General features: G+C 41.7%; 14 protein-coding genes. 1 reads left to right on the top strand and 13 read right to left on the bottom strand.

The annotated features are described in order from the left end of the window. Positions 1 to 28: 28 nt before the first annotated feature. The 10 genes from BLP54_RS08190 to BLP54_RS08145 form a co-directional block, all read right to left on the bottom strand. On the bottom strand, positions 29 to 1,552 hold the full coding sequence (locus BLP54_RS08190; RefSeq protein ID WP_090168644.1) for an ASKHA domain-containing protein: 1,524 nt from the start codon (positions 1,550 to 1,552) through the stop codon (positions 29 to 31). After that, positions 1,542 to 2,045 (bottom strand): metallophosphoesterase family protein, encoded by a 504-nt coding sequence (locus BLP54_RS08185; RefSeq protein ID WP_090168641.1) that lies wholly within the window; start codon positions 2,043 to 2,045, stop codon positions 1,542 to 1,544. The genes BLP54_RS08190 and BLP54_RS08185 overlap by 11 nt, the downstream gene beginning before the upstream one ends. Then, on the bottom strand, positions 2,026 to 2,637 hold the full coding sequence (locus BLP54_RS08180) for an XTP/dITP diphosphatase (protein ID WP_090168639.1): 612 nt from the start codon (positions 2,635 to 2,637) through the stop codon (positions 2,026 to 2,028). Before BLP54_RS08180 ends, BLP54_RS08185 begins: the two co-directional genes overlap by 20 nt. A gap of 7 nt (positions 2,638 to 2,644) precedes the next feature. Then, complete coding sequence (locus BLP54_RS08175) at positions 2,645 to 3,709, bottom strand: N-acetylmuramoyl-L-alanine amidase family protein (RefSeq protein ID WP_090168636.1); 1,065 nt, start codon at positions 3,707 to 3,709, stop codon at positions 2,645 to 2,647. Positions 3,710 to 3,735: 26 nt separating this feature from the next. Further along, positions 3,736 to 5,472, bottom strand: coding sequence for a lectin like domain-containing protein (locus tag BLP54_RS08170; protein WP_090168634.1), 1,737 nt, complete (start codon positions 5,470 to 5,472; stop codon positions 3,736 to 3,738). Positions 5,473 to 5,475: 3 nt separating this feature from the next. Then, the gene (locus tag BLP54_RS08165) at positions 5,476 to 6,624 is read right to left on the bottom strand and encodes a THUMP domain-containing class I SAM-dependent RNA methyltransferase (RefSeq protein ID WP_090168632.1); all 1,149 of its coding nucleotides are present in this window, start codon (positions 6,622 to 6,624) and stop codon (positions 5,476 to 5,478) included. A gap of 300 nt (positions 6,625 to 6,924) precedes the next feature. Next, positions 6,925 to 7,308, bottom strand: a complete 384-nt coding sequence (locus tag BLP54_RS08160) for a response regulator (RefSeq protein ID WP_090168747.1) — start codon at positions 7,306 to 7,308, stop codon at positions 6,925 to 6,927. Positions 7,309 to 7,456: 148 nt separating this feature from the next. After that, complete coding sequence (gene hypE / locus BLP54_RS08155; RefSeq protein WP_090168629.1) at positions 7,457 to 8,458, bottom strand: hydrogenase expression/formation protein HypE; 1,002 nt, start codon at positions 8,456 to 8,458, stop codon at positions 7,457 to 7,459. Then, positions 8,446 to 9,483, bottom strand: coding sequence for a hydrogenase formation protein HypD (hypD, locus tag BLP54_RS08150; RefSeq protein ID WP_090168625.1), 1,038 nt, complete (start codon positions 9,481 to 9,483; stop codon positions 8,446 to 8,448). Before hypD ends, hypE begins: the two co-directional genes overlap by 13 nt. Next, complete coding sequence (locus BLP54_RS08145) at positions 9,483 to 9,692, bottom strand: HypC/HybG/HupF family hydrogenase formation chaperone (RefSeq protein WP_090168623.1); 210 nt, start codon at positions 9,690 to 9,692, stop codon at positions 9,483 to 9,485. The genes hypD and BLP54_RS08145 overlap by 1 nt, the downstream gene beginning before the upstream one ends. Before the next feature lie 70 nt (positions 9,693 to 9,762). Between BLP54_RS08145 and BLP54_RS08140 the strand changes: the two genes are divergently transcribed. Then, entirely contained in the window at positions 9,763 to 10,104 is a 342-nt protein-coding gene (locus tag BLP54_RS08140) for a hydrogenase maturation nickel metallochaperone HypA/HybF (protein ID WP_090168620.1), read from the top strand. A gap of 14 nt (positions 10,105 to 10,118) precedes the next feature. On the opposite strand, the gene hypF is transcribed toward BLP54_RS08140, so the two are convergent. The 3 genes from hypF to BLP54_RS08125 are packed head-to-tail and all read right to left on the bottom strand — an operon-like array spanning position 10,119 to position 13,968. Beyond that, entirely contained in the window at positions 10,119 to 12,470 is a 2,352-nt protein-coding gene (gene hypF / locus BLP54_RS08135) for a carbamoyltransferase HypF (protein ID WP_090168618.1), read from the bottom strand. Between the two features lie 9 nt (positions 12,471 to 12,479). Then, positions 12,480 to 12,878 carry a 4Fe-4S binding protein gene (locus BLP54_RS08130; RefSeq protein WP_090168615.1) on the bottom strand — a complete coding sequence of 133 codons (399 nt, stop codon included), beginning with the start codon at positions 12,876 to 12,878 and terminating at the stop codon, positions 12,480 to 12,482. A 10-nt stretch (positions 12,879 to 12,888) separates the two neighbouring features. Then, positions 12,889 to 13,968 carry a hydrogenase large subunit gene (locus BLP54_RS08125; protein WP_090168613.1) on the bottom strand — a complete coding sequence of 360 codons (1,080 nt, stop codon included), beginning with the start codon at positions 13,966 to 13,968 and terminating at the stop codon, positions 12,889 to 12,891. Position 13,969: the final 1 nt, after the last annotated feature.

Below are 13,969 nucleotides of genomic sequence, written 5' to 3'. Positions count from 1 at the left end.
ACACTAATTGTTCTCAATTAATTCACAGTTATGATAAATTCAAGTTTTCAAGGAAAAGCTTCTCGAATTTTGGGTCCGTTGCAAGTATTACAATTTGCGAATTTTCCTTTATTTCTTTCAAGGCATCTTCATCTGGATTCATGATAAATGCGATATCACCATGAAGTGACCCATTTCCTATTGATTCAAATTTTGGAATCAGTTCCTTTGGGAAAAGTCCTATTCCAGCTGCCGCCCATATACTTACTGATGCTCCAAGTCCACCAGCTATATAAAGATGATCAATCTGCTCCAGACTGAGCTTGGCAGCATTAAGTAGCATCTCTATACCAGAACGGATTGCAGCTTTTGCAAGAATAACCTGCTGAATATCCTCTCCTGATATGAAGATTTCATCTGTGATTGGAAATCCTGTTTCTGAATACTCATCCAGCAACAATCCGCCCTCGTCAATAATATTGTTACGACGAAGTTCGTGGATTAAATCAATAACTCCACTTCCGCAAAGACCTATTGGCTTTTCTCCTCCGATGGTTGTATATTTCACTTCCCGACCATGAATTGAAAGATGATTGATGGCACCACGTACAGATGCCACTCCACACTTCAGACTGGCACCCTCTAAGGCTGGACCTGCAGAGGCTGATGAGCACCAATATTTTTCCCCATCAAATAACACTAGCTCAGCATTGGTTCCCATATCTACCATGATGAAGGTGTCGTCTTCCTCTTTTCTCGCCTTTGCCTGCTCCTTAATGTAGAAAAGACCTGATACTATATCTCCTCCAACAAAGGCACTTATAGCTGGCATAAAAAAGATATCTCGACGTTCTTCCCTGAATTTAATTGCATCCAAGGTGTAAGGATGGAACGGATATTGTGCCATACCGTCAACTGGGTACTTCAGAAGTAAATGGGTCATTACCGTATTTCCGGACATAACAACCTTATGAGTAAGAAAATCTTCGCCAATGATTTTCACACCCATTTTCATTAAATCTCCAATAACCAACTGCTGAAGCTCATCACCATGACCATCAATAGCTGCCTTGATTCGGCTCATAACATCCATACCATATTTGGTCTGACCATTGGTCCAGGTATGCTGACGCAAAACTTTTCCATTATTAAGATCTATTGCCGTAGCGGCAAGGGTTGTGGTACCAACATCCACAGCGATAGCTATGTTGGTTTTATCAAGAGGAAGCTCCTCTGTAGTTTGAGGAACTCCTATAGAATTTATTTCAGATACAAGTCGCTTTGGCACCTGTATTTTACAGTCACGTGTGATAACGCACTTGCAACCAAGTCTCCAGCCATTTCGCATTTCCCAAAATTCAAGGGCACGCTCATCATCGGCGGTCATTTCAGGTGCACCATACACAAACCTTATTGCACAGCTAAGGCACTTACCAAAGCCTCCACAAGGTCTGTAATATTTGAACCCCAAACGGTCCATCGCCTCAACAAAGGTAATGGACTCATCTGGCTTAGTCATCAATATATATTCCTTTTCAGGAACAACATCTTCAATTACAACTTTAATTTCCATGTGTTCTATCGTATTCCTCTAGAGAATGCAATTCCATAGTAAGTTCACCACTATTATCTACTAAAATTGTCATATAAGTGTGTTCACGTGATTCCTGTCTTGGAAAAGCTATACTTCCAGGGTTTGCGATAATCAAATTCTGATAATGATCGATAGTTGGAACATGGGTGTGACCATACAGTACAATGTCGCAGCCCTTAGCCTTTGCAGCCTCTGCAATCTCTTGGTAACCGTAGCTTACTCCATAGTAATGACCATGGGTAATAAGGATGTGATGATTACCTACTTCAAGCACCAGCTCATTTGGCAGGCTACCACCCCAGTCACAGTTGCCACAGACACATTCTGCGGGTGCTTCTGACATCATCCAGAGATTATCCTCAACTCCCTGTCCATCTCCAAGATGGTAGATTCTGTCTGGATTTTCTATATGAATGGCATCTCGTAAATTCTCTGATCTGCCATGTGTATCACTAACAACTAATATTTTCATGCTTAATAATTTCTTCCTTTATCATTCTAAGTGCCTGACCTCTATGGCTGATGGCATTTTTCTCCTCTGGGGATATGCTTGCTGTACTGACATCCTTATCCCAAAGATAGAAAATTGGGTCATAGCCAAAACCATTTTCACCCATTGGCTCCCAACCTATATAGCCCTCGATGGTGCCACGCACTACTGCCTCTTTTCCATCAGGAAAAACAGCCGATACTGCACAAACGAATCTTGCGCTTCTATCCTGCTTTTCAACTCCTTCAAGTCGCTCAATAAGATTTGCATTTTTAATATCATAAGAAGTATCCTCACCCATATATCTGGCTGAGTAGATGCCTGGCTCTTTATTTAAAGCATCAATCTCAAGTCCGCTGTCATCTGCAAGAACGATTGCATCCTTAGCATGAGCTGCTATGGCACGGGACTTAATCAGAGAATTCTCCTCGAAGGTCTTTCCATCCTCAACGATATCAATATCGATTCCAGCTTCCTTCATGGTGAGGATTTCATATTTTTCTTCACCTAAAATCTCTTTAATTTCACGGAGTTTGTTTTTGTTTCCTGTTGCAAAAATAATTCTAGTTTTCATTGTTACCTCAATTATATAAATATTCTACGACGGCGTCATAAAGGGCACCGGCCGTTTTTTTCTGATACTCGTTATCCTGAAGCTTTTCAAGTTCCTTTGCGTTGGTCATAAAGCCTACTTCTACCAGCGCAACTGGAGCCTGAGCCATTCTTACAATATACACATCATCTCCCACGACTGTGCCTTTCGATTTGGAGCCTAAAGCCTCCAAAAGATTATCTAGGCACATGGACGCAAAGCGCTTTGAATTACCACTTTCATCGGCGCCCTTGTACATAACCTCAGTTCCGTTGATGGAAGACATTCTACCAGAAGCGGTAGAATTATTGTGTATTGATAGGAATAGATCCGCTTCAGAATCATTCGCCAAACCAACTCTTTCCTCAAAGGAGGGATTACTATCATCAGTCCTAGTGTAATAAACACCGATATTCTTTCCACTATGATCAAACATTCTCTTTAGTTGGAGAGCAAACTGTAAATCTAAATCCTTTTCTTTAACCCCCATCTTTGTGGCTCCTGGAACATTTCCACCATGTCCCGCATCCACAACCACAACATAATCATACACTTCATGTGGGTCTAAAAAATCAAAATATATGTACTCTCCTTCGGAGGTCATCTGCACTTCTTTTATATCATCGAGAGTAATCTCTATGACACCAATCAGATTCTCGCTATCATAGGTGACATCCACAATGTTATCTGCATTTCCACGCATTGGATATTGTGAAAAGTAATCCTTTCCAATTCCATTTATCGTAATTGCGATATTTCTATTTACATAATCATTAATAATTGAAACTCCGGCACTGGTGACACTTTGAGGCAATGTTAATCTAATCTGATGTCCTTTTAAAACATCACGAACAACCTCCTCAGAATCCTCCTGCAATTCTTCATCCGAAGCACGTAGCATACTCATAACTGATACTCGTCCGCCAGATACTTTACTGTCCTGTACCTTCAGCGCAATAAAATGCATGTTAGGTACATAGATAAGCAGACAGCATATAGCAATAACCACTGCCAGAATGATGGCCGTAAAGACCCCTAAAACCTTATTTTCCATTACATTATCTCTCCGCTTTTCAAGGATTATTTATCTTCGTCCTCGAATACTTCAACCACATCATTTGCATATGCTTTTATGCAAAGGTTTGCGTTTGCAACATCCTCTACGTTCTCCCAATCCAGACCGTTGTTGCTAATAAAGCCCTTTCCGTCTGTGATATCAACTGCCGCTGTCATTGAATCACTGATATATTCCACTGCAAGTGGACGCTTTGTGTCTGGTGTGTTGATGTAAAGAATAATAGCGAAGCTTTCTCCCTTGTCTACTGTTTTCGCCTGATTAAATTTTACAGTATAATAACCCGCCTGGTCTACAGTTCCTGAAGCAACAATTTCCTTTGAGGAAAGGGTGCTGGTGTTTTTGTAATCTGGAACAAAGTAAACCTGATAGCTGGTGTTTTTAGCCAAAGCATAGAAACCAGCTGCCTCTATCTGCTGATTAGCCTCTGCAGTAAAGGTATTGCAACCATAAGCCCATTCTTTACTGTAACCAATCTGACCAACCCATCCGCATAAATCGCTCTGATAGATATAATTATATGTATTATTGGTATCTACCTTCACATAGGAAACGGCCTGATTACCAATATTTGAATCATAGTAAGAAATGTAAAATACACCATCATCTCCAAAACCACTACCCCAACTGTTTTGGCAGATGAATGCACCGCTGTGTGGCACCTCAGTGCTGAAATTTTCTGCAGGATAGGTATCGTCCCATCCAATAATTACAACATCATGATTTGGCTTTGCATTTCCTGTATAGCAATATGAGTTTGTACTGCGGTTGTAGCAGCTTGATCCATTTAAATTCGCAGTATTAACACTTGCATAAATCGATGTGGAAACACCACCATATTTGTAAACAGCCCACTTTATATCATCCAGATTTTCTGAGTCGTAAAAATGTGCTTCCTGCAAGTGTACTGATGGAGCACTTTTCTCTCCGGTGAGCTCCTGAATAAGACCACCCTGCTCTTCCTCTTCAACAGGTCCCTGCCATGACAAAAGATAAGCCAGTGCCATGGTATATTCACCGCCGGCAGACTCGTCCAATTGAAAGCTGTTGTTATTAATCATTGAATCAACAGAAAACTTATACTGGGATGCTGGCAAAAGAGATGACTCCAGTGCCTCAAGTGAAGCACATGCCCAACAGGTAGCGGTAGAGCCCTGATTTCTTATAAAGCTGACTCTGTCCACGTTTCGAAGATCATAAGTCAACGGAAGCTTTGGCACACTGCTAATTGTGATATTGGCGGTGTAGGAAGCTCTGTCATAGGTGTAGTCGTAACCAAAGATATCGCACAAATCTTTAAGTCCCACGTACATTCTACCCATGTGAATAGATGGCTTGATTGCCAGCTTCATATCATCTCCGTTGGCAGTGGCAGTTTTGTTATCCGCCAGGAACTCATAGATATTGTTAGAAATCTGGACAACTGCACAGCCCTCGTCTTCCATAAATGCCGAGCCCTTTAACACACTGCGGATAAATTCCAGCGAGCCTACTGGATTAAGACTGTCATCCAAAATAGCTTCCTGCTCGTAGCTGGTGTATAGCTCGTCATTAATGTAAAGCTTCAGTTTGCCTGAGTCGTTTAGATTTTTAGACATTAAAGGATACAGCACGTCTTCATTTAAAGCTGCTCCTCTAAATGAATCGACGGCTGCATACCTGTCATTCCAATTATTCATTTTTCCAATAACGGTGATTGCTATAATCAGTACAAACACCGTGAATCTCTTGGAAAGTTTCATTTTCTAGTCCTTTTTCTTAGGCTTTGGTCCAAGGAATTGATAAAAGTATGTCTTTATCATTCCATTGTATATCTTGCGATTTTTATCTGCTTTTCTTCCGATTGACTTTGGCGCATCTTCATAACTTGTTATCACATACATAGACCAGCTATCAAGAGCGGCGTAAGCTTTTCCAAGCTTTCCGTAAATCTCAGGAAGATCCTTCTTATCTTCAAGACGCTCTCCATATGGAGGGTTTGTCAGAATAAATCCATATTTCTTTGGATGGCTAAGTGCCCCAACATCTCGCACCTGGAAGTGAATCATGTGGTCAACACCTGCCTGCTTTGCATTGAGACGGGCAATTTTAACCATATCAGGGTCAATATCAAATCCCTGAAGGTCACATTCTACCGATGTATCCACTTCTTCTCTTGCCTCATCCAAAAGCTCATTCCAAAGCTTTGGAGAAATGAGATTTGTCCAGTCCATAGAGGTGAAATCTCTGTTAAGACCTGGCGCAATATTTGCAGCAATCATGGCTGCTTCAATCAAAAAGGTACCTGAACCACAGAATGGATCTACTAAAATTCTGTCGGCACGCCATGGTGTCAGCTGAATAAGTGCTGCCGCCATAGTCTCTGAAAGAGGTGCCTTACTTGTATATGTACGGTAGCCTCTCTTATGAAGAGGTGTACCTGTGGAATCAAGTGTAACTACTACATCATCCTTTAATAGGAAAATACGAACAGGATAATCTGCTCCATCTTCCTTAAACCACTGAACGTCATAATATGTCTTCATGCGCTCAACCATAGCTTTTTTAGCTATAGACTGAATATCTGTAAGGGAAAAAAGCTTACTCTTTACAGATGTAGCCTTTGTAACCCAGAATTTACCATTCTCAGGAATATACTCTTCCCATGGGAGAGCTTTGATTCCCTGGAAAAGTTCCTCAAAGGTGGTAGCGTGAAAACGGCCCACTTCTACAAGGACTCTTTCCGCTGTGCGCAGATGGATATTTGCGCGACAAACAGCCTCGGCATCACCTGTAAAAGTTACCCTTCCATCTGTAACCTCAGTAATGTCGTAGCCTAAATCATAAATTTCTCTTTTCAATGGTGCCTCAAGTCCAAAATGACATGGGCAGCTAATGGTAAATGTTTTTGGCAATTCTAAATCTCCTATTACTTAACTAACTAAAAATATCTTAGACTAGATGATATCTTTTTTCAACTTTTCCTTGCATTAGTCGATTAACTATATTATAATCACAACCATGGTAAGGAGTTTCCTTACCATACCCTTATTAATTATTTATACTCCCCTCAAAAAGACCGAAAAACTCGGTCTTTTTCTTTGGAAACGCCTATTATTACTCAAGTGTCTTTTACACAACACATTTCCCTAGTTTCCGTTGTATGCAATTAAAAAGGGCTACAGCACCGTAACCCTTTAAATACATATTATCAATTACATAAAGTGTGATAAAGCTTCTGCAAATCTGGCCTCGTCAAAAGGCTTGATAACAAAATCCTTAGCACCAGCTTCAATAGCCTCTATAACGTAACATTTCTGTCCCATGGCACTAACCACTAGGATTTTCGCCTCTGGATCATACTCCTTAATCTGTTTGATAGCATCAATACCATTAGAACTACGACCCACCGTATGTCCATCAACAGTCATCGTGATGTCCATTGTTACGATGTCAGGCTTGAACTCTTTATATTTTTCTACTGCACCATCGCTACAGTCAGCTTCAGCTACAACAGTACAGCCATTTCTTTCGCATTCGTTTCTGACCACCGCTCGCATAAATCGGGAGTCATCAACTATCAAAACTGTTTTGCCCAAAGCAAGCATCCTCCTTATTTTGATTGTTAATTAGGATGTGTGGTTATATTATAGCATAATAACCGCCTAACTATTTATGAACTTTATGTTAACTATTGGTGTACATGGGGATTATTACGCCCTTTGCAACAAGTTTTAGCTTCGATTTTTAGCAGATACGTGGCAATCCCTCTCCCTGAAGTATATCAAGGAAACGTCTTCCACCTATCTCTGTTTTCATTATAAGAGCCCCCGCTTCTGATTCGTCATCAGGCGCATTGACAGAGCCTATCATACAAGCATTTTCTCCATATTTACTACTTTTAATAAGCTGCACTGCCTGTGGACCGTACTCCTTTGGGACAATAGCCACAAGCTTTCCTTCATTTCCCATATATAATGGATCAAGGCCAAGAAGGCCGCAGAAGGATTTAACCTGAGGGTCCACTGGAAGCTTTTCCTGCAAAATATCAAATCTTAATCCACTGGCTAATGCTAATTCCTTTAAAACTGTGGCAAGCCCGCCTCTTGTCACATCTCTTAAGACATGAACTGGAATTTGGTTTTCTATTAATTTTCCAACCATCTCCTGAAGAGGCGCATTATCGCTTTGGATAGTATTTTTGATACCCATACGCTGGCTTAGAACTGTGGCATGATGGTCGCCTACGTTTCCAGAAACGATGATTACGTCATCTGGGCTTGCATTCTTAGCTTTTATGTCTACGTCCTTTGGAACAAAACCTACTCCGGCAGTGTTAATGTAGATCCCACCATTTCCCTCAATAACCTTTGTATCACCGGCTACAATTTTTACACCTGCTTCATTTGCAGTCTCAGCCATTGATTTTACAATTCGACGAAGGAGCTCCACATCTGCCCCCTCTTCAAGAATGAAACCGCAAGTAATATATTTAGGAACAGCTCCTCTCATGCAAAGGTCATTCACTGTACCACAAATACACAGACGTCCAATATCTCCTCCTGGAAATTCCAATGGTGTGACCACAAAGCTATCTGTAGTCATGGCAATGGTGCCATCTCCTGGAACAACTGCTGCATCCTCCATCTCTGAAAGTACATCACTGTTAAACTGTGCTTCAAATATTTCTCTTATTAATTCCCCTGTAGCACGGCCACCTGAGCCATGCTCCATAATTATCTTCTCCATGCGTTAAAACAACTTCCTTCCTCTGACACCATGCATGCCCCCTGTGGCGACATTGGTGTGCAGACTTTTCCAAATAGTGGGCAGTCGGCAGGCTTTGCCTTGCCCATAAGAATTTCTCCACACTTGCAGGCTTTATTCTTTTTGTTATCCACATCAAGCCCCTTACTTCCCGCATCAAACTGTTTATATTCTTCCTTGAGCAGTAAGCCTGATTTCGGAATGATACCCATCCCGCGCCATGCAACATCCGCTGGCTCAAAATATTTTTCCAACTGGTTTTCAATAATAGGATTTTTATCCTGCGCAACAACTGATGTGTAGAAATTCTTTACTGTGTTTTCTTTATTTAACACCATCTGCGTCAGACCATAAATGGCAATTACAAGCTCCTTTGCTGCGAAGCCTGACACCGCAAAGGGTATCTGATATTTTTCTGCAAGCTCATTAAAATAATCTGCTCCTGTCACTGCGCACACATGTCCTGGAGCAATAAATCCATCAATCTCTGCTCCATTATCACAAAGATATGAGATGGCTCCCGGCATAGTTTTCAGTGCAGTAAGTAGCTGGATATTATCCCGTCCCTGAGCTATAGCATTGTCTAAAAGCAAAGTATAAACAGGGGCAGTGGTTTCAAAGCCAACTGCAGCAAATACGTATTTACGATATGGATTATCTTTTGCAAGAGCCAAAACATCCATTGGTGAATACACCATTTCAACGCTGCCACCTCGGCCCTTAGCTTCGTTCAAGCTTTCCTTTGAGCCTGGTACTCTTAGCAGGTCTCCGAAGGTGACCACAGTAGTATCTGGCTGCAGGCTATGCTCAATTAATTTATCAATGTATGCTGTAGGCGTGACGCACACGGGGCAGCCTGGTCCTGACAGCAATTCTATCTGTGGTGATAATATATCTCTTATTCCATGAGTGGCGATGGCGTGAGTGTGACTGCCGCAGACTTCCATGAGTCGGATTTTTTTGCCATCGTAGTCTCTCAAAAAATCTATAAGCTGTGGTAATTCCATTAGGCTTCCAAGCCTCCCATCAGCTCAATTATTTCTTCTGCTTCGTCCTTCTTCAAGGTCTGAATCACGCACCCCGCATGAACCAAAGCGTAATCCCCCTCTTTTACATTTACAAGTCCAGCGTAGGCCTCCACTTCATTTCCATTGAAATCAACAGTGACCTTCCCATCCTTTAATTTCTTTACTAAACCTGGTATTGCAACACACATTACATTATTCTCCTAACCCTATAACATATGGTATAATTGTACTACTTTTTGAAGTTTTTGGGAGGATAAAATGCACGAATTAGCAGTGACAGAATATGTATTTAATCTTGTAAAAAAACAGGCTGACGCAGCGGGCGCCAGCCATGTAGATAAAATCCATTTATTAATGGGAGATCAATGCGATTATGTACCTGAAATCATTGAAGAATATCTTCAGGTTATGAGCGAAGGCACCTCTTTGGAAGGTGTTAAAGTGGATGCCACAGTAAAAGAATCTATGATTCTATGCAAGGATTGTGGCAATCAAATCACCCGCCACGAATTCAAGGATAACTGTCCTAAATGTGGCAGTGATAACCTCAAGCTTAATCGCTGCACTGATTTCATTGTAAAAAACATTGAGGTAAGCTAAACGCCAGCACCTCATTATTTCAAGTGGAAGGCTGCCTGGCCCAGACAGATTCCACCATCTCCTGGTGGTAGTTGCTCTGAGATATATACCTTAAAGCCTTCTGATTCCAGCAAATCTATTGATCGTTCCAAAAGAATTCTGTTGAGGAAAGTTCCTCCCGACAGAACTATCTGCTTTTCTTTCCCAAGTCTTTCTGAATATATTTTCGCTATCTCAAGAATATAGTCTGCTACAGCGTAAATAAAGCCTCTGGCAATCGATTCCTTAGACACATCATGAAAAATTGCATTTGCAATCTCAATAAATATTTCCTCTGTAGAACCATTTTCTCCAAAGCAAAGTGGATACACCTGGTCAGTTCTGGCAGCCATATTTTCTAATTCTATAGGCGCCTGTCCCTCGTAAGTATTGTAGTGACAAATGTCCAGCATAGCTGATACCGCATCAAAAAGGCGTCCCATAGATGTAGATGTAACCACATTAATGTCACTGTCGATAGCCGCTCTGATGAGCTTCGCATTTTCATTTTCTATCAACTCATCCAATCCATTCTCATGAAGTATTCCCACCAAAATGGTGTCGCAGTTCTTTGCTCCCTCGTCTCCTCCGATTAATCTGGCTGGGCGCAAATCCGCAACTCTATCAAGGGCATTCTTTCCATCCCAAAGGAAAACTTCGCTACCCCAGACTGTTCCATCCTCACCGTATCCCGTTCCATCAAAGGCAAACCCCAGCACTGGACCTTTTAAATTGTGCTCTGCTATTACTGATAAAACGTGAGCCTTGTGATGTTGAACCTTGTGAATTGGAAGATTCTTTTTCTGAGCATATTCATGTCCAACCTGCCCACTAAAATATCCTGGGTGCAAATCAGTCACCACTGTCTTAGGCTTGAAGCCAAAGATTTTTTCCATTGCCGCCATTTCATTTCTATAAAACTTCTGGCAGCTTACGGATTCCAAATCTCCCAGATACTGGCTCACATATGCCATACCATTTTTTACATAACAGAAGCTGGATTTAAGATCTCCACCTGCTGCAAAGATTTCACCATCAATATCCACAGGAATTGGATTTGGCACATGTCCTCGTCCACGGCGGACAAACTGCTGTCTACCTTTTATTACCTTCATAACAGAATCATCCATTGGTCGAAGAATTTTCCTGTCATGGCTCAAAATAGCAATAGGTGTGTCCTCCAAATCACCGGACTCCACTCTCTCCTTCAGCCACTGGAGCATTTTTTTATTATCTATCTCCAGCACATCTCCGCTAGCATTTCCACTGGTCATAATCAACGGACCACATTCCTTCACCAGCATCATCTGTACCGGGTTGCATGGAAGCATTGCACCTATATCAGGACTGGTCAGATACACATTTCCTGCAATGTGCTTGCTTCCTGAATTAATATGCTTTTTTCTTCTTACTAATACTATTGGTCTCGCAGGAGATTCCAGCAATCTTGCCTCTTGCTGATTCACCTTGCAATACTCTTTTATCTGCTTAATATCTTCAAACATTACAGCAAAGGCTTTTGCCTCTCGATGCTTTAAAGTTCTGAGAGCTGCCACTGCCTTTTCATCGAATGGACTGCAGGCTAAATGATACCCACCAATATCCTTTATTGCCAGAATTCCACCACGACTTATCAACGATATAGATGCTGTAATTGCGCCATCTATATCGTTTTCGTTATAGTTTTCCACATACTTATCAACAATGTTTTTCGACGTAATATTGTCAGCATTTTTACACTTTAAACTAGCAAATTTCAGACGAGGTCCACACTCCTTACAGGCAATAGTCTGGGCATGTCTTCTCCTGTCATTTTTGGCTATGTATTCAGTCTGACACTCAGGACACATCTCAAAATCTTTCATGGTAATTGTGTCCCTGTCATATGGAAGCTTTTCTATAATAGAATATCTTGGTCCACAGACCGTGCAGCTGATAAAAGGATGTCCATATCTGCGATTCTTCTTATCAAAAAGTTCCGCTTTGCACTTATCGCAGGTGGCAATATCAGCAGGAATCAGCGGAAGATTCTTTTCGGCATCTTTATCTGACTCTATAATTCTAAATCCCAGCTCTATTTTCTGGCTCTCTATCTCCTGCCTCTCTATCTTATGGCTCTCTATCTCCTCTTCTTCTATTGATGTGATGAAGCCTCCTGTTGGAACATCAGAAGAAAGCTTCTGGCGAAACTGATCTAATTTCTCTGTCTCGCCACAAGCTACTACCGTAACTATGCCCCCTGTATTTCTCACATAGCCATCTATATTTAATTCCTCTGCAAGCTTTGCAACAAAGGGCCGGTACCCTATACCCTGCACCAGCCCTTTAATAATGTATTTCTTTATCATATTTTATCCTTATTCTGCCTTAGCCTCAGCTGGAGCTGCAGGCTTTGCTGCAGGTTTTGGTGGTTCATAAGGAACCTCTACAGTGTATGAGAATTTCTCTGGACCTGGCTCCTGATAGCCTGGTGTAATACTCAAGCACTTCTTAGGGCACTTCTCTACGCAGTAACCACACTGAACACAGTCGAAGCGATTGATGCTCCAGGTTTTACCAGCACGATCAACAGTGATGGCTCCTGGAGGGCAGCTACGCATGCACATTCCACAAAGGATGCAACCGTCCTTATTAATATCTACATGTCCTCTTGTGCGCTCTGGATATTCCTTTGGTACAAAAGGGTATTGAGTTGTGGCAGGCTCAGAGAAAAGATTCTTCAAGACCTGCTTGTAAAATGGTAAAAACTGTCCCATAATCTTCCTCCTAACGTTCTGTACAACTAATACATGGATCAATGGTTAACACGAGGAGTGGCACGTCACCATACTGGCATCCCTGAAGAGTCTGTGTGAGAGCTGGGATGTTTGCGAAGGTAGGTGTGCGGACTCTGAAGCGGTCAAGGAACTTTGTTCCATTGGCACGAACATGATAGAAGGCCTCTCCTCTAGGCTGCTCAACACGGATGAATGACTCTCCGTTTGGCATGCCTGTAACCTTTGTATTGATTTCTGTATCTGGAATCTTTTCTACACACTGTCTGATGATATCGATTGACTGGAAAATTTCTCCGATACGAACTTCACAACGAGCATAAGAATCGCACTTGTTGCTGGTGATTACCTCAAAATCCAAATCATTGTAGGCAGCGTAGCCGTTCTTTCTCATATCGACGTTGATGCCAGAAGCTCTCATCATTGGTCCAACTGCGCCTCGACGAATAGCATCCTCTCCAGTAATGATTCCTATATCTACAAGACGACTTTTTACGGTGTAGTCTGTAAGGAAGATATCTGTCATCTCGCGAATTTCTTTTTCCATGTCATTAAGCTGTCGTACAAAATCCTGAAGCATATCCGCTGGCATATCCTTTAATACACCACCGATTGTATTTACAGAGAAAATCACTCGTCCACCTGTTGATGCCTCAAACATATCAAGAATCTTCTCGCGAAGTCTCCATGAATGCATGAAAAGTGATTCGAATCCAAAACCATCAGCAAGTAATCCAAGCCATAACAAATGGCTGTGAAGACGGCTCATCTCTGCCCAAATTGTACGAAGATAATCAGCACGACGAGGGACCTCAACGTTCATAATATCCTCTACTGCCATGCAATAGCCCATGCCATGCATGAAGGAGCAGATACCGCAGATACGCTCTGCAACGTAAACCATCTCATTGAAATCCTTCTTTGATGTGAGGCTCTCAAGTCCCCTGTGAATAAATCCAATAGATGGTATTGCTGCTAAAACTTTTTCATCCTCAAGTACCAAATCAAGGTGAATTGGCTCTGGCAAAACTGGATGCTGAGGGCCGTAAGGTACTACACTTCTATTTCCCATC

This window comes from Pseudobutyrivibrio sp. 49, from assembly GCF_900100545.1.
Taxonomy (GTDB): domain Bacteria; phylum Bacillota; class Clostridia; order Lachnospirales; family Lachnospiraceae; genus Pseudobutyrivibrio.
Note: the sequence above shows the minus strand (reverse complement) of the source record. Positions and strands in the feature narration are given on the sequence as shown.